The 17,003-nt window shown below is 64.7% G+C and carries 12 protein-coding genes and 1 tRNA gene; 8 read left to right on the top strand and 5 right to left on the bottom strand.

The window, feature by feature from the left end:
• Positions 1-15: 15 nt before the first annotated feature.
• The 3 genes from KF791_06890 to KF791_06900 form a co-directional block, all read right to left on the bottom strand.
• Entirely contained in the window at positions 16-873 is an 858-nt protein-coding gene (locus tag KF791_06890; protein ID MBX3732306.1) for a rhomboid family intramembrane serine protease, read from the bottom strand.
• Positions 874-927: 54 nt separating this feature from the next.
• Complete coding sequence (locus KF791_06895) at positions 928-1,770, bottom strand: bile acid:sodium symporter (GenBank protein ID MBX3732307.1); 843 nt, start codon at positions 1,768-1,770, stop codon at positions 928-930.
• An 81-nt stretch (positions 1,771-1,851) separates the two neighbouring features.
• The gene (locus tag KF791_06900; GenBank protein ID MBX3732308.1) at positions 1,852-2,433 is read right to left on the bottom strand and encodes a universal stress protein; all 582 of its coding nucleotides are present in this window, start codon (positions 2,431-2,433) and stop codon (positions 1,852-1,854) included.
• A 271-nt stretch (positions 2,434-2,704) separates the two neighbouring features.
• Here KF791_06900 and KF791_06905 point away from each other — a divergent pair, with 271 nt between their 5' ends.
• The 4 genes from KF791_06905 to KF791_06920 all read left to right on the top strand — a co-directional run bounded on the left by KF791_06905 (position 2,705) and on the right by KF791_06920 (position 5,431).
• Positions 2,705-3,793, top strand: a complete 1,089-nt coding sequence (locus tag KF791_06905; protein MBX3732309.1) for a Gfo/Idh/MocA family oxidoreductase — start codon at positions 2,705-2,707, stop codon at positions 3,791-3,793.
• 28 nt (positions 3,794-3,821) lie between these two features.
• A complete protein-coding gene (locus KF791_06910; GenBank protein MBX3732310.1) occupies positions 3,822-4,532 on the top strand; it encodes an SDR family oxidoreductase in 711 nt (236 codons plus the stop codon).
• A gap of 168 nt (positions 4,533-4,700) precedes the next feature.
• A tRNA-Phe gene (locus tag KF791_06915) sits at positions 4,701-4,776 on the top strand.
• A gap of 391 nt (positions 4,777-5,167) precedes the next feature.
• Positions 5,168-5,431, top strand: a complete 264-nt coding sequence (locus KF791_06920) for a hypothetical protein (protein ID MBX3732311.1) — start codon at positions 5,168-5,170, stop codon at positions 5,429-5,431.
• Between the two features lie 373 nt (positions 5,432-5,804).
• Here KF791_06920 and KF791_06925 read toward each other — a convergent pair whose 3' ends face one another.
• On the bottom strand, positions 5,805-6,167 hold the full coding sequence (locus KF791_06925; GenBank protein MBX3732312.1) for a hypothetical protein: 363 nt from the start codon (positions 6,165-6,167) through the stop codon (positions 5,805-5,807).
• A gap of 73 nt (positions 6,168-6,240) precedes the next feature.
• On the bottom strand, positions 6,241-7,638 hold the full coding sequence (locus tag KF791_06930; GenBank protein MBX3732313.1) for an ISAs1 family transposase: 1,398 nt from the start codon (positions 7,636-7,638) through the stop codon (positions 6,241-6,243).
• 324 nt (positions 7,639-7,962) lie between these two features.
• Here KF791_06930 and KF791_06935 point away from each other — a divergent pair, with 324 nt between their 5' ends.
• The 4 genes from KF791_06935 (at position 7,963) to pglX (ending at position 16,878) form a co-directional block, all read left to right on the top strand.
• Positions 7,963-8,190: a helix-turn-helix domain-containing protein gene (locus KF791_06935; GenBank protein ID MBX3732314.1), complete on the top strand. Its 228-nt coding sequence runs from the start codon at positions 7,963-7,965 to the stop codon at positions 8,188-8,190.
• 27 nt (positions 8,191-8,217) lie between these two features.
• Positions 8,218-12,465, top strand: a complete 4,248-nt coding sequence (gene pglW / locus KF791_06940) for a BREX system serine/threonine kinase PglW (protein MBX3732315.1) — start codon at positions 8,218-8,220, stop codon at positions 12,463-12,465.
• 147 nt (positions 12,466-12,612) lie between these two features.
• On the top strand, positions 12,613-13,005 hold the full coding sequence (locus KF791_06945) for a GxxExxY protein (GenBank protein ID MBX3732316.1): 393 nt from the start codon (positions 12,613-12,615) through the stop codon (positions 13,003-13,005).
• Positions 13,006-13,161: 156 nt separating this feature from the next.
• Positions 13,162-16,878 (top strand): BREX-2 system adenine-specific DNA-methyltransferase PglX, encoded by a 3,717-nt coding sequence (gene pglX, locus KF791_06950; GenBank protein MBX3732317.1) that lies wholly within the window; start codon positions 13,162-13,164, stop codon positions 16,876-16,878.
• The last annotated feature ends 125 nt before the right edge of the window (positions 16,879-17,003 follow it).

Genomic DNA, 17,003 nt, shown 5'->3' on the forward strand with positions numbered 1-17,003 from the left:
TTCAGGGACCCGCGGTCATCGAAGCGCGAGGAACCACGCAATCCCCACCACGCCGGCAAACGCAGCCAGGGTGCCCGCGGAAATCGCCCGTGGCTGCGGTGAGGGCAGCAGCGAGGCCAGGCCGCCGAAAAGCATCCCGAAGACGAAGCCCCCGGCGTGGGCCAGGACATCGGATTCCTCCCGGGTGCCGGTCATGATGAACATCAGCACCCCGGCGCCCAGGCCCGCGAGGATCATCCGCACGCCGCGCCGCCCCGACCGCCACCACGGCAGGGACTGGGCCGCAAGCATGCCGAGCGCCCCCATGATCATTCCGGACGCGCCCAGACCGGTGTACGGCGCCGACCGCAGGGCCATCGCGGTCAGGTTGGCAAGGGCTCCGGCGGCCAACGAACCCAGGAGGGCGACGCCCACGCCGAACCGCGCCGTCGCCAGGCCCAGGAACGCCACCCCAAGGGAGAGATTCGACGCCAGATGGGCGGCGTCGCGATGCATCCAGACCGCCGTGATCGAACGCCACCAGTCGCCGGTCCGCACGGCCCTCGTATCAAACAGCCCCGCATCCAGGCGGTCCTGGACCCAGTAGACCATCACGACTCCCAGCGCCCAGAAGAACACCCGGGCATCGAACAACAACCCGGATCCGGGAAGTTCGTGACGCCACTCGAAGCCGCGGTTCTCCCGCCGGAACTGGCGGATCGCGTCCCGTGCCCGGGAAAGCTCGCCGGGCGGGACGCGCAGCAGCCAGGTCCCGTGCGGCTCCCGGTCCACGGTGACGCCAATCCCCTGGCTGGCGAGCACCAGTGACCAGTCCATGGCCTGACGCTCGGTCCCGGCCGGGATCACGGCCGCCATCTCCTCGACTGCAGTCACGTGCCCAACCTTCATGGGCGAACCCCCTCCGGCAACTTTGAAGCCGCCCAGGGATTACGCCAGTCGCGCCGCCAATCGCCACACGGCCACGTGAACAAGGCCCAGCAGCAGCAGAACCAGGCCGTTGACCACCACGCCGGCCACCACGGGGGTGCCCGGAAAACTGTCGGCGGCCACCAGCAACGCCAGCGCGATGTTCCGGTTCGCCGTGCCCAGTCCGGTCACCATGCGGGCCGGGCGGTCCGGTCCGCCCAGCAGGTAGCCAAGAATGAAGGCCCCTTCGCTGACGAGGAGGATCGCGACGAGTGATCGGGGATCCGTGGACACCACCGCCCGGAACTGGGAGGACACCACGAAGACCAGCGACAGCACGCCGACGGCCTCCGAGATCACCTCGGCGGGACGGATCAGCCGCTGCGACGTCTGTGGGAACAGACTGCGCGAGGCGACCCCCAGCGCGAGCGGGGCAGTGGCGGTCGCCAGCAGTGTGGCGAGAATGGAGAGGGTTTCGAACTTCAGCGCGCCGGCGGGGGGCAGCAGGGACATCGCGGTGCGGCTCGCCAGCGGGGTGAGGAAGGTGCAGAACACCGGAAACACCGCGGTGAGCCCTGCGGCAAGCGCGAGGTCCCCCCGGGCCAGCCGCGTGAACACCGGCACCACCGGGGCGAACGGGGCGGCCCCGAGCAGCACCATCGCCAGCGCCATCGCGGGCGGCACCTCCAGCGCCCGGGCCGCGAAAACCGTCAGGCCGGGCACCGCGATGAAGTTGACCGCCAGCAGCACCAGCAGCCGCCGCCAGTCGCTCAGGGCCGTCCAGACCTCGGAGGGCGTCAGCCGCAGTCCGGCGGCAAACAACAGCGTGAAGAGGGCAGCGCCGGACAGGACGCGGATCGCCATTTCAGTGGACACCGCGTCCGCACTACACGACCCGCCGGCCGGAACAAAGCGGGAACCGCGGCTGCGGGGCCGGACGCAGGGTCAGACGAAGTCGTGCTCTTCGGACCGCACCACGAGCACGGGACACGGTGCGTGCCGGACAATCTTCTCGGCGACGCTCCCGAGCAGCGCGTATTTGAGACCCGTGTAGCCGTGGGTGGAAATGATCAGCAGATCCACCTCCTTCGTCCGGGCGGTGTCCACGATCTCCTTCCAGGCCCGCCCAAGCCTCACCGAGGACTCCACAGGCACCGTGGCTCCCAGCTCCTCGGCAATCTTTCGAAGCTGCTGGCGGGCCTTGGTCATGCGCTGCTCGTCCATGCCCTCGGGCTCCACCGGTGCGTAGGCGAACTCGCCGGGGAACACCATGGGCTCGATGACGTGCAGCAGGGAGAGGCTGGCGCCAAACTGCTCCGCAAAGGGGCGCGCGTAGCGGAGCGCCTTGCGTGAGTGCTCCGAAAAATCCACGGGAACCAGGATCTGGCGGATGTGGAAGCGCACCGGGGCCAGCTCCGACAGCGGGGCGGTGGCCACCCGATGGCCCGCGCGGTCGGTGACCACGAGGCGGGCTTTGGACTTTGCGGTGGTGGCGGGTTTCCGCCCGGGCTTGTTGATGGATTTCATTGGCAACCGGATTTCGAAGTCCCTCAGACCGGCCCACACTGCCGGCAACCCGGGCCGCCCGCTTTGCAGGATTTGCCCAAAGGCCACCGTCGTTTGACCACGTTCCGGGGCGACGCCCCATCATCGCGCCGTCACCACCGAATTCCAGCAAAACAGCCCGCCAGGGGATCACCGCACCGCGACATACCGACATCCGCCGCCGGAATCCGCCGCCTTGTCTCGCGCGCCAAAGTGCGGGAGCCTGCGGCCTTCCAGCTCGCAATAAAGCCCCATGAGCCTCCTCAACATCGCCCTGGTCGGCACCGGCGGCATCACGCTGCAGAACCACCTTCCCGGGCTTGCCCTGTGCCGCGATGTCCGGGTCCATGCCCTGTGCGATGCCAATCCCGCCACGCTGGAGTCCGCCCGCCGGCAGACCGGCGCCACGGTGACTTCAACGCGGTGGGAGGAGGTGGTGTCCCGGGACGACATCCACGCGGTCATCATCGCCACGCCCAATTTTCTTCACGCTCCCATCGCCGTCGCCGCCGTCCATGCAGGCAAGCACGTCCTGTGTGAAAAGCCGCTGGCCCTGAACGCCGCGGATGCCGTCCGGATGGCCGTCGAGGCCGACCGGGCCGGGGTCCGGCACATGACGGCCTTCACCTACCAGTTTGTCCCGGCCATGCGGTACCTGCGGCACCTCGTGGACCGCGGGGACCTGGGCACGCCCTACCACTACCGGTCCTGCCGGCTGCAGGACTGGGGCACCCGCAACCTCGGCTGGCGTCAGGTCCGCAAGCTGGCGGGCACCGGCGAGATCGGGGACATGCTCAGCCACCGGATTGATTTCGCGCTGCATCTGGTCGGGCCGATGCGGCGTCTGGTGGCCAGCCTGATGAACCTCACCCCCGTCCGGGACGGCGCCCCGAACGACACCGACGACTGGGTGGGGCTGCTGGCGGAGTTCCGGAACGGGGCCAGCGGCGTGCTGGAAAGCTCGAAACTGGCCAGCGGTCGGAACGAATCGTGGCGCAGTCTCGACTCCGTGGAGATCAACGGCAGCGAGGCCACCTTCGAGTTCACCACCGGCAAGTGGAACGAATTGCAGCAGGGCCGGGCTGGCGGACCCGGGATGAAGCCCCTGGAGGTCCCCCCGGAGTTTCACGTCTGGCCCGGCTCCCCGAGGGATCCCGGCGCGGGCGACCCCCTGATCTCGTTCCGCTATGATCAGGCGGTGGAGTTCATCAACGCCATCCGCGAGCAACGTCCGTGCGCCCTCACGTTTCACGACGGCGCGCGGGTCCAGGAGGTCATGGATGCCGCCGTCCGGTCCGCCGAGGTCCGCCAGTGGGTGGATCTCCCCGAAGCCGGCTCATGACGGGAGAGCACCATCCCCCTGAGAACTCATGACCCGAAACGCAGTCATCACCGGCGCCGGAAGCGGCGTGGGCCGGTCCACCGCCGTGAAGCTTGCCGCCCTGGGATGGCGCGTGGCCCTGATCGGACGCCGCGCGGAGGCCCTCGCGGAAACGGCGCGGCTGGCCGGCAACGCACCGGACCGGATCCAGGTCTGCCCGGCCGACATCGGAGACCCGGGGGCGGTCAAGGCGATGGCGGACCAGGTGCTGGCGGCCTTCGGCACCGTGGAGGTGCTGGTGAACGCGGCTGGAACCAATGCCCCCCGGCGAGCCCTCGAGGTGCTCTCGCTTGCCGACTACACCACGATGATGAACACGAACCTGCACGGGGCCTACCATTGCACCCAGGCCTTTCTGCCGGGCATGCGGGCGCAGGGGTCGGGGACCATCGTCAACATCGTTTCCGACGCCGGCAAGCAGGCCTCGCCGAAGGCCGGTCCGGCCTACGTGATGAGCAAATTTGGAATGGCGGGGTTGACGCAGGCCATCAACGCCGAGGAACGCGCCCGGGGCATTCGCGCGATCGCCATTTTCCCGGGCGACATTGACACCCCCCTGCTCGACCGGCGTCCGGTGGTCCCCGACGCCGCCGCCCGGGCGCGGATGATGCAGCCAGAAGACATCGCCGACTGCGCGATCTTCTGCCTTCAACTCCCCGCCCGGGTCATCGTTGAGGAGATGATCGTCCGTCCGCGCTGACTCCTCCCGGCAGGCCTTCCAGGGCGGGGGATTCCGGGGCGAACAGCCGAAGGGTGAAGGGCGGCCCTGGAGCCCCGGAATGTTGGAGCCCGCGAAGCTTGGAAATTCCCGGGGAAAATGCCCTTGCCTGCTTGGTGTCACCTGGTCTCAATTTCGGGCTCGTTCGTTGGCTGGGTAGCTCAGTTGGTAGAGCAGCGGACTGAAAATCCGCGTGTCGCCGGTTCGATTCCGGCCCCAGCCACCATTTCCAGCCGCGTGTGCGGCAAGAATTTGGTGGTTCAAAGGGTCCCTGCGGACACCAAAGTGGACGCCAAAGTGGACACCAAATTTGGTACCGGCAGGGAACCCCCGTGGAATCCGAAGTACCCCTGCGGTAGCTCCTCTTGGGTTCGGAAACGGTCTTCTACGCTGGCGTTGACCGACCAGCACACGAAGATTTGCTGCCGCCTCGTCCAGCGTCGCAATCGTCTTCGGGCATTCTACTGGTTTGATTCGGAGACCGGCAAACGCACGAGCCTCGCCACCCGGGACCGGGACGCCGCCGAGCAGATTGTGCTCGCCCGGAACAGGCCCTCCGACAGCCGGCCCTGAACCTGCACATTGCCCGCGCCTACCTGGCCGTAAGCGATTCCGGAGTGGCCACCCGCACCTGGGCCATGGCGCTCGACGCCCTGGTGCAACCCAAACAGGGCAGCACCCGGGAACGCTGGGTGCGGGCGGGACGCGACCAGGCCCTCAGGGACCTGCTTCCCAAGTTCATCATGGAATCGCGGGCCGAAGATCTTCTGGCCGCGATCCGCCGCGGCAAAGTCAGCACCAACATCCAGCTTCGGAAATTCCACAACTACTGCGTGGCCATGACCTGGCTGGCCTGGCCGCTGGTCCCGAAGCCCCAATGACCGCCCATCCGGTTTCGTGAACGCCGCGCGGTAACCGCAGAGGAACATCGGCGAATCGTCGAGCGGGAACGCGATTCCGAGCGCCGAGCCTTCTACGAGTGCTGCTGGCATCTCGGGGGCTCCCAGTCCGACAGCGCCGCACTCAAAGCCGGGGATGTGGATTGGACACGCCAGATCGTGAGCTTCTTCCAGGCGAAAACCGGTGTCGCGCAGATCCATGTTCCATGGCGTAGAGGACCCGCCCGCGCAAGCGCAGTTCGCCCCAACGCGTCCCATTGCTGGAAAGGCCCCTTTCAGACTCCATCCACTCGTCATTTCACGCAAGAATTCTCCTGAAATGCCGGAATCCGACCAGCGCGTATGCATGAAGCTCTCAGCGCAGTTTTGGGCTGTGGGAGGTGACGAAGGTGATGGCTTTGGCAAGATTGTCCTCGCCCATGACGGACTGGAAGTCAGTGAGCGACTTTTGGTGGGGCTTGGGCTGTTGGAGGCGCCAGTGCATGAAGAGGCTGATGACCAGGCGCCGGAACATGCCCAAGACCAGCAGGCCATTGCCGCTGCGGACGCGGCACCGGTCATCGTTGAGCGTCACGTCGAGCCGTTGGTGGCTGCCGTTTTCGATCCCCCAGCCCTGACGGTTGGCCGCCAGCCATTGCGATGCCGACAGCTCGTCGGACCCCAGGTCGGTGATCAGCCCGACCTCCTCGTTCTTTCTGCCCGCATGTTGGCGGATCACCCGGGCGACTTGGGCTGCGAACGGAAAGCCGATGTCCTCGGCCGATACGGCACAACTTCTCAGGGTGCGGATTTCACGGGCTCCGCGGTTGTTCTCGATCGTCCGAGCCTGGGTGCGGCTCGGGGGCAGAGGGGGAAAAACCCGCCGAGGGGGCGGGGACGGTGGTGTCGATGGACTTTCGCAGCGTGGGCTGGTTGTTCTTCACGGTCATCAGGTAGTGAGCGCCGTGCTCCAGAACCAGCTCCCGGGCGGTCTGGTCCTGGGTATGCAGGGCATCCATCGACACCGTCCGCCCGCTCAGATCCATCGTGCCGAAGAGTTGGCGCGCCACGGGCACCTCGTTGGTCTTGGTATCGACCCGGGCGCAGCCCAGATAGAACTGCCCCGGCACGCTGACCGCCCCCAGGATCGCCTCTCCGGGTCCATGCCGGGGTTCCTTGCCATCCACCACGATCAACTCCTCGGCCGGAGGTTGGCCCCGCACCTTGGCCTGGATCTGCAGCAGGCGCTGATGGAGGGCTTGGGCATCGATCTGGCCCAGGAAGCGGGAGAAGGTTGACTGACTAGGGGCCGGAAAGGAACCGTCCGGACTGGGGCGGATTCCCAAGGCACGACGCTGGTTCTGGGTCAGGCGCCGCGCCAACTTGGCGAGGTCCTTCTGGCCGCGTGGGGCGTCACAGAGCATCGCCACCAGCAGCAGGGTGGCCAGGGACTTTGCCGGGTAGGATTCCGTACGCGTCCGGTAGTCGGGCAGGTCGCGAAAATGCTCGGTCAGGGCGCGCAGTTCGGCCTCCTTGGCGTAGCAGCGGGCTCCGGCCTTCTTCTCGACCCCAGCCAACGCCGGCTTCAGGTGCTGGGACTGCAGGCTTCGGCGAGCGTTTCGGACCAGTTCCCGGGCGAAGAGCCGCTTGGGCTTGTGGTGCGCCACGTAGAAGTCCCGGCGATGGCGTCCGAAGCCATCGGTGAAGCCCAGTTCCTGCCATCCTTGGACCGTATAGACAGTGCCCTGGAACTGCTCGGGATCCACAAAGGTCTCAACCAACAGGATGGGATGGCCATAGCGGGCCTGCCAGTCCGAGCCGAGGCGATCAAGCGTCAGCCGCAGGACACGCGAGCCGAGATTGGGCTGATGGATCCCGGGCAGGATGAGAAAGCGGCTGTTGTTGGCGACCAGGCTCAGACGACGATCACGTTGGGAGCGGGTCCAACCGATCCATTGGTCGCGGGCCTTGAGGTGCTTGGCTGCCGCGCTGAAGACCAGCACCGCCAGCCAGCGCCCGGAGGTGTCGAGCGCCGCGTAGAACATCCGCTCGCCGACGGGTTTGATCCGGCCCAGGTAGTGGTGCTCCTGGAGCAGAAGCTGGAGCCGCTTCTGGTCCGAAGGATCGGTCAGGGGGAGGATCCGGATGTCATCCAACGAGATCGGCTCGTGAACTCGGGGCTCTTTGCGGGGCGAGGTGCAGCGCGTCACGCAGGGGACCCTAAAAAGTTGGAAGGGCGGTGTCCCGCACAATCAACCCAACCCCCGTCATTCCTCACTCATTCCGCCTTCATGCATGCGCGCTGGAATCCGACGGCTTGGCGACCTCAAAGGCTCTCGGGAAGCCCAGCGTCCCCGTTCGTCGCGTCGGCTGTGACTTCAAGGAAGCTCCACTGAACTTTGGACAATGACGTCCTTCGAACCCGCTTCAGCTGGTTTTTGGCTGACCTTGTTGGACACGACTCGTAGCGTTCGCTGTCGGATCCGTAGGTTCCCAGTGATCGCGCCCAAGGACCTGATCGCGAAAAGAATCCCATGCCTGAACGCTGGTTATCCGTGGACGAGATCGCAGCGCATCTCGGGGTCAATCCGGACACGATCTACAAGTGGATCACCCGGAAGCGGATGCCCGCACACAAGGTGGGCAAGCTCTGGAAGTTTCTCGCCTCGGAGATCGACGCGTGGGTCAAGGGCGGCCTTGCGGGGGATTCCTCAAGCGATGACGCGGCTCCGGGCGCAGGGAGGAAGCGCAGCCGGCTGTAACGACCTTCCCGGATCAGGTTCATCGCCATGTCACCGCAACGCTGGAAAGCCATCACCCCCTCCCAATCGGCTTGGGAGTCCGAGGCGTTGGAATACCTGCGCTCGGGATTGCCCGACCACGAGCCCTACATGGCGTGGTCGAACTTCGAGTTCCTCGCGGACGACGGGACGATCAACGAGATCGACGCCCTGATTCTGACCCCGATGGGGTTCTTCCTGGTCGAGATCAAGAGCCGGCCGGGCATCCTCAACGGCGACGTCCACACCTGGACGTGGACCACCGGCGGTCATCGCTTCACCTACGACAACCCGCTGTTCCTCGCCAATCGCAAGGCGCGCAAGCTGGTCTCCCTCCTGCGGCGGCAGAAGGCGGCGGCCAAGGCCTCGATTCCGTATCTTGAAGCGGTTGTGTTCTGCTCGGCCACCGACCTTCAGAATCGTCTGACTGGGGCCGGGCGCACGAACGTCTTCCTTCGCGACGCCGAGAAGTCTCCGGGGATCCTCCAAGCGCTCATCAACCGGACTGGACTCGGGCAAGAGCGCAACAACGCCCAGCGACTGGACAAGCCAACGGCGCGTGCCGTTTTCCGGGCGTTGGAGGAAGCGGGCATCCGCCCGACGCAGAAGTCGCGGCGGGTGGCTGATTTCGAGCTCAAGGAGATCTTCAACGAGAGTCCGGTCGGCCTGTTTCAGGACTGGATCGCGGCCCATGTCAATCTGACCCAGACGCGTCGGATCGTCCGGCTCTACCCGATTGCGCCGCATCTCCCCACCGAGGAACGGACGACGCTCCAGCGGGCGGCGGAAAAGGAGTTCATTTCGCTCCAGGACCTGCTGCACCCCGGAATCGTCCTCGCGGAGACGTTCACCCAGCACGAGCTCGGCCCCGCGCTGGTCTTCCGCATTCCAACCGGTGCCCAACGTCTCGATCACTACATGGCGCAGCGGGCGGACCGCTTGACCGTCACCACGCGCCTCGAATTCGTGCGGCAGATTGGTGAAGCGCTCCAGTTCGCCCATTCACGACGTTTGGTCCACCGAGCGCTCAGCCCGCAGAGCATCCTGGTGCTCAATCCGGAAGCCCCTGTTCCCCAGCTCCAGATCCTGAACTGGCAGCTTGCGCGTCGTTCGAGTGCCACGACCACCGGTGCGACCCGCGTCACCGGAACCCTCCACGCCGAGCAGTTGGTCGAGGATTCCTCCGCCGTTTACCTCTCGCCCGAAGCCCAGCGCGATCCGTTCTGCGATGCTCTCAGCCAGGACGTCTTCAGCCTCGGCGCGTTGGCCTACTACCTGTTCACCGGCCAGACGCCCGCGCCTTCACCTCTGGAAATGACCCAGCGGGTCACGAGCGAAGGCGGGTTGGACATCGGCAGCGTCATGGATGCCGCGGGCGACGAGCTTCGCGACCTGATCCGGTTCAGCACCCATCCCGACGTCCTTGCCCGCTACGACGACGTCCGGGAGTTCCTCCACCAGCTCAATTTGGTGGAGAATGAACTGACCACGCCGGATTCCGAGGCGCGTCAGAATCCCATTGAAGCGAAGGCGGGCGACCGCCTTCCCGGTGGATTGGTCGTGCTGGAACGGCTTGGCCAAGGTTCCACCGCCGTTGCCTTTCTGGTGCAGCACGGCGAGGCACAGGCCGTGCTGAAGCTCGCCAATCAGCCCGACCACAACGAACGACTGAAGACCGAGTTCGAGACCCTCCGGCGGCTCGACCATCCCGGCATCGTCAAAGCCCAGGAACTGGTCCACCTGAACGGGCTGTCGGGCATCCTGATGGAGCGAGCGGGCGAAGAAACCCTCGCACGCCGCCTGCGGAAGGAAGGCCGCCTGCACCTCGACTTCCTCCAGCGCTTCGGCACGGACCTGATCGATGCCGTCGTGGAACTGGAGCGCATGGGCGTGGCCCACCGCGACATCAAGCCGGAGAACATCGGCATCCGGGAGCGCGGAAAAGAATCCGAGAAGCACCTCGCCCTGTTCGACTTCTCCCTTTCCCACATCTCGGCGGAGAACATCCGGTGCGGCACGACCGCCTACCTCGACCCCTTCATTCGGCTGAGAAAGCCCATCCGCTGGGATCTCCAGGCGGAGCGGTTCGCCGTGGCCATGACGCTCTACGAGATGGCCACCGGGGATCTGCCCGCGTGGGGCGACGGCAAGAGCGACCCCGCGGTCCTCGACTGCGAGGCCAATCTCTTCCCGGAGCGCTTCAGCGCCGACCTGCGTGAGCAGTTGGTTGAGTTCTTCCAGCGAGCCCTGCGCCGGGATTTCCGGAACCGCTTCGACAACGCCCGCCAGATGCGGGACGCGTGGCTGGCGGTGTTCGCGGAACTGGACCAGACACCGCACGGTGGGGACCTGGTCACGACCGCTGCCCGCACGGCGCTGATCGAGAAGGCTCAGCTTTCCACGCAGTTGGTCGAACTCGGCCTCAGCACACGGGCCGCCAATGCGGTGGACAAGATCAACGCCATCACGGTCCGGGACCTGTTGCAGTGCTCCATCTGGCGGCTCAATCGGCTCTCCGGGGTCGGCAAGAAGACGCAGCGCGAGATCACCGACCTCCATCGCGACTTGCGCGTTCGCTTCCCGGACATCCAGCCCAAGCAGGACGCCACCGAGACGGACCACCGGGACAGCACACCCAACGAGTCGGAATCCGCGAGCATCGATTGGGTCGCCAATCATCTCGTCTCCTCGCTGAACCGGATTGGCGCAGGCGAAGCGGACATCCTCCGGCAGATTCTGGGGTTGAAGGAACTCCCGGCGGAAGGTTCCCAACCAGCGGATTCCCCAGCGAGCGCTTCTTCATTCCAGGATGCGCCCCGGGCGGTGGCCCAACCGGGGGACATCAGCGGGTGGCCGAGCCAGACCGAGGTGGCCAAACACAGCGGCGTCTCACGCCAACGAATTGGCCAGGTCATCGGCAGTGCCCGCGAGCGTTGGGCGCGCACGCCCTCGATCATCGGTCTTCGTGAGGCCATCTTCCACATCCTTCAGGCTTCGGGCGGAGCCATGACCCACAAGGAACTCGCGGATGCGCTGCTCGCCGCCCGTGGTTCCACCGCGACCGAACCCCGGCGCACGCAGATTGCCATCGCCGTCCTCCGCACGGCCTGCGAGACCGAGTTTTCCCTGAAGACCGCCCGGTTCGTCGAAAGCCGGAACTGTGACCGCGTGCTGATCGCGCTCAGCCACGACTTGGGCGACTACGCCTTCCGGCTGGGCAAGGAAGCCGACGAGTTGGCGCTCCAGGATCCCCTCGCGCCGCCCGCCCGGGTCGTTGAGACGCTGCGCCGGGTTCGGCTCCCCCAGGGCGTCACGCCGCTTTCCGACGAACGGCTGGTCAAGTTGGCGGTGAACGCCTCGCAGACGGCCGGGCTTTCCTCCCGTCTGGAGGTCTATCCCCGGGGATTGGAGCCGCGCCGCGCCATCCAATTGGCGGCGGGTGCCTTGCTGGGCACGCGTGACCTTTCGGTGGAGGACATCCGCCAGCGTGTGAGCAGCCGTTATCCCGAGGCGGCTCCGTTGCCCAATCGGCCTGAACTCGACGCCTTGCTCGATCAGGTCGATACGAAGCTGAAGTGGGACCCCACGGCGGACAATGGCCGGGGCGCCTATCGCTCGGAACGGCGGGAACGGGTGACCGGCATCAGTTCCTCGACCGCGACCCGGGCCAACTCGGGCACCGCCGAGACCACGGGAGTCTCCACGGAGAAGCTGACGGCCGACCAATTCACCGACCGGCTCCAACGCTCGATCCAGGCGGCGGGTTACCTCGTGCTGGTTTCGACGACGACGCACTACCTGGCGGTGGAGTCCCGGCTTCGGCAGGACTTTCCGGTGACGGTCTGCGACCTCGACACCCTCCTGCTGGGCGAACTGAAGGCGCAGGCCGAGTCGAAGAAGGTGAAGTGGGAGAAGATTCTGGAGGCGGACCAAGCCGAGGAATCCTCCACCGACTGGAATCGCCTGAACCAGCTCGTGGGGGGCTACGTGATGCCCAAGCTGAAGGCGCACCTGGTCGGGCAAGCCGGCCCGGTCCTGCTGACCAACATCGGTCTGCTGGCCCGGTTCAACCAGATTCCGGTGCTCGAACAGCTCCGTGAAGCCATCTGCCTCGACAGCCGGAATCCCCGGTCGCTCTGGGTGCTCGTTCCGTCGGATGAGCAGAACCGGCTTCCCACCCTCCACGGTCGCCCGGTTCCTGTCGCCACGCGGGGACAGTGGGAACAGCTCCCGGAGGCCTGGCTGTCCCGCGAATAGGAGAGCGGCCCATGAATCGCCGAAGTGCCCACGAATCTCACGAATGAACACGAATCAGATGAAGACATGCAGCCCTCGGGAAGTGACTTCCCCATCCGTCCCCATTGGTGTCAATTCGTGTGATTCGTGGGCAACCCTTCTCTGATCATGAATTCCGATAAACAGGTTGGGCTGATCTACAAGGAGGAGTGCTTCGCCATCATCGGCGCCTGCTTTGAGGTCTATAACGAGAAGGGCTGCGGGTTCACCGAGCCGATCTACCAGGAATGCCTGGAAATCGAACTGGAGTTGCGCGAAATCCAGTTTCAGGCCCAGGCCAACTTGCCGTTGAGCTACAAGCAACGCCCCCTGCGTCAACGGTTCCAGCCGGACTTCGTTTGTTTGGACAAGATCATCCTCGAGATCAAGGCGGTGTCAGCGCTGATGGATGAGCACCGCTCCCAAGTCCTGAACTACCTCAATGCCAGCGGTTTCAAGGTGGGATTGCTGGTCAATTTCGGACACCCTGGTCGCCTCGAATGGGAACGAATCGTAAACTGACGGGTGCCCACGAATTGCACGAATGAACACGAATCAAATGAAGACATGGTGTTGGAGAGTTGGTTTTCCAGCTTTCCCCATTCGTGTCGATTCGTGTGATTCGTGGGCAACCCCATTGGTGCCGATTCGTGTGATTCGTGGGCACTTCTTCCTTCCATGATCGACCGCGCTGCATTGCTCGACGCCCTGAAGCCCGTCCTTCTCAATCTGGAGAAGGACCTGCGCGCCCGTTCCGATGCGGAACCGACCATCAAGGCCAAGCTCACCGCCCAATACGAGGCGGCCCGGGCGAGTCGGCGCACGGCGGAGGCCTACTCGGTGTGGCGCGATGAACTGGTCACGCAGGTGGCCGTGGGCTGGGTCCTCGGGACGGTCTTCATCCGTTTCCTGGAGGACAATGAGCTGCTGGACCATCCGTGGATCAGCGGACCGGGTGACCGCAGGACTGCGGCGGAACACGAGCGGGAGGAATACTTCCGAATCAACAAGCTCCACTCCGACCGCGACTACCTCGAACAGGTCTTTCGCACGGCCTCGGAATTGCCGGGGCTGACCCACCTCTTCGATCCGAAGCACAACCCGCTGTGGCAGTTCGGGCCGAGCGGCGACGCGGTGACCCAGCTCCTGCGCTTCTGGCAGGAACGGAACCCGGACACCGGGCTGCTGAACCACGATTTCACCGATCCCGAGTGGGACACCCGCTTCCTGGGCGACCTCTACCAGGACCTGTCCGAAGCGGCGCGCAAGCGCTACGCCCTGCTGCAAACACCGCTCTTCATCGAGGAGTTCATCCTCGACCGCACGCTGGACCCGGCGATCCAGACTTTCGGGCTGAAGGGCATCCGGATGATCGACCCCACCTGCGGCTCCGGACACTTCGTGCTGGGAGGGTTCGAACGGATTCTGAAGCGGTGGCAACAGTTCGAACCCGCGACGCCCATCCGGGAACTCGCACAGCGCGCCTTGGATTCGGTCTTTGGCGTGGACCTGAACCCTTTCGCGGTGGGCATCGCCCGGTTCCGGTTGCTGATCGCCGCGCTCAAGGCCGTCGCGGTCAACCGCCTCAAGGCGGCTCCGAATTTTCGGCTGAACCTCGCCGTGGGGGATTCGTTGCTCCACGGGAGGCGGTTTGGAGAGTTCGAACTTCAAGGAGCCACCCAGCGCACCTTCGCTACCGACGACGCCGCCTTCCGCGACGAGCTGAAGCACCACTACGAAGTCGAGGATACCGCGACGTTACGGCGCATCCTTGGCCAACAATACCACGTTGTCCTCGGGAATCCCCCCTACATCACGGTCAAGGACAAGGCGGTCAGCGAGCTCTACCGCGGGCGCTACTCCTCGTGCCGCGGCAAGTATTCGCTCTCCGTGCCTTTTATGGAGCGCTTCTTCGAGCTCGCGGTCAAAGGCGACGGCACCCCGCAGCGGCCGGCCGGATTCGTCGGGCAGATAACGGCAAATTCCTTCATGAAAAATGAGTTCGGGAAGGACCTCATCGAAAAGTTCATGTTTCGATGGGATGTGACTCATATTTTGGACACTGCAGGTGCACACATCCCTGAACACGGAACGCCCACCGTTATCATCTTCGGGAAGAATCAGCCGCCGGTTATGGCGACCGTCCGGGTCGTCAGCGGGATTAAAGGTGAACCCGGGATTCCCGCAGACCCGGTCCAAGGCTTCGTTTGGCAAGCCATGCTAGCTCAAGTCGACGTCGCGGGAAGCCAAAGCGAATGGGTCAGTGTTGCGGATTCAGCACGAGCTATCTTTCACAAGCATCCGTGGAGCTTGGGAGGAGGTGGAGCTTCCGAGCTCAAGACTTTGTTAGAGGAGGCTTGCTCGAATTGTTTCTCCACTTTTGTCGAGCATCGGCGCGGCAACCCTGTAGTTGGGTTTGGAGTGATCATGGGGGAGGAGGAGTGTTTCTCCAGACCTCCGACGTGCCTTGATCGGGTAAACGCGCCGAAGCAGTTCAGGCGAGCTGTCGTGGAAGGTGAAGACGTTCGCGACTGGGCGATTAACTGTGACCAAGAGGCGCTCTTCCCCTACGACCGCGCAATGGAGCTATCGAGTGACCGACTTCTCCTCGACCAGCTTTGGATTTTGCGGTCGATACTCGCGAACCGTCCAGACTTCAGCGGATTGACTTACGCTGCCGCTGGCAGGCCATTTTGGGAATATCACCAGATCCCGATTGAACGGAATTTGGCGGACCGATTGATCGTCTTCTGTGCTGTCTCAACGCACATCAACTTCGCCCTGAATCGCGGCCCTAAGGCTTTCAAACAGTCCGCTCCAATCGCGAAACTGAAAACCGAAGATGAACGCCAGCACCAGCTGTTACTTGGTGTTCTCAATAGCTCATCCGCCGCCTTCTGGTTAAGGCAGGTCTGCGCGCCGAAAGGCGGAAGCGGCATCGGTCGCGGTATTCAAAACGAGCCTTGGGAGGGGCGCATGACCTTCAACGCTGCACAGGTCGCAAACATCCCGGTTCCAGATGTATGCCCTTCCCAGCTTCCGATCGCGCTCGTCCAAACCAGCACGGCCCTGGAGGCCCAGTCGTCGGGCGCCACGCTGTTGAGTTGGGGCGGCCCCGGGAGGGAGGACCTGCGCGTGTGGCTGGCCCACTCCCGCGACGCCTGGCACCGCCAACGCCGCCAGATGATCGCTTGGCAGGAGGACCTGGATTGGCAGATCTACGAGTCCTTCAAGCTCATCGATGCTGGAGATGGTGTGAGTCAACCCGATGGGGCGGTGCAGGTCCCGCCCGATGGCGTCGAACTCGGCCAGCGCGCCTTCGAAATCGTCATGGCCCGAAAGATGAAGGCGGGCGAACTGCAAACGACCTGGTTCGAGCGGCACGGCTCCACGCCTATCACGGAAGTCCCGGGTCACTGGCCGACCGCGTATCGCGAATTGGTCGAACGACGCATCCAACGCATTGCCGACGACTCCAACATCCGTCTCATCGAGCAGCCCGAATACAAGCGCCGCTGGAACACCGAACCGTGGGACGAGCAGTTGGAGAAGGCCCTGACCCAATGGCTGCTCGACCGCATCGAGCGCGTCATCGGACGCGACTTGAACGCTCCGGAAGGCAGCGAGGCCGCGAAGGCGTTTCAGCCCAAGATCGAGTTGCTCACCACCCAGCAGATCACCGACCTCGTCCTCGATCGCTCCTTCCGCGAAGCCGCCGAAATCTACCGTGGCCGCGCCGACTTCGATCCGCACAAGCTCGTCGCCGAACTGATCCAGAGCGCCGCCGTCCCGTTCCTCCCGGGCCAGCGCTACAAGGAAAGCGGTCTTCGCAAACGCGTGGTCTGGGAGGAAACCTGGGACAAGCAGCGCGCGGAGGACGCCATCGACAACGAACTCGGCCTCAACGCTCCAAACCTGTCCGAAGCCGACCGCAAACGCCTCGAAGCCGACGCCAAGGTGCGCAAAGCCCAACGCATCGGCGACATCCCAGTCCCGCCCAAATACGCCAGCGCCGACTTCCGTTCCTCCGTCTTCTGGTCCCTGCGCGGCAAGCTGGACGTGCCCAAGGAACGCTTCATCAGCTATCCCGGATGCAGTCGGGACGGCGACCCGTGCCTGACCGTTGCCTGGGCCGGCCTCGACCCCCTGCAACAGGCGAAAGCGCTCGCCGCCCACTACGGTGAGTTGCAACAGACCGGGGCCGGTCAGCCGAAGCTCCTGCTGGTCTTGGCCGGCTTGAACGAACTGCTGCCCTGGCTCAAGCAGTGGCACAACCAGCTCGACCCCGAGTTCGGCCTGAAGATGGGCGACTACTACGAAGAATACGTCCGCGAAGAAGCCAAACGCTTCGGGAAGTCCCTGGTGGACCTGAAGCAGATTGCCCTGACTCCCTGAACTGCCCACGAATCACACGAATGCACACGAATCCGAAAAGGACATTCGCCTCCTCTCTGGTCGACTCCATCGCCCTCTTCATTGGTGTCGATTCGTGCGATTCGTGGGCCACTCCCGTTCGACCT

Source organism: Verrucomicrobiia bacterium (assembly GCA_019634635.1).
Classification (GTDB): Bacteria; Verrucomicrobiota; Verrucomicrobiia; order Limisphaerales; family UBA9464; genus UBA9464.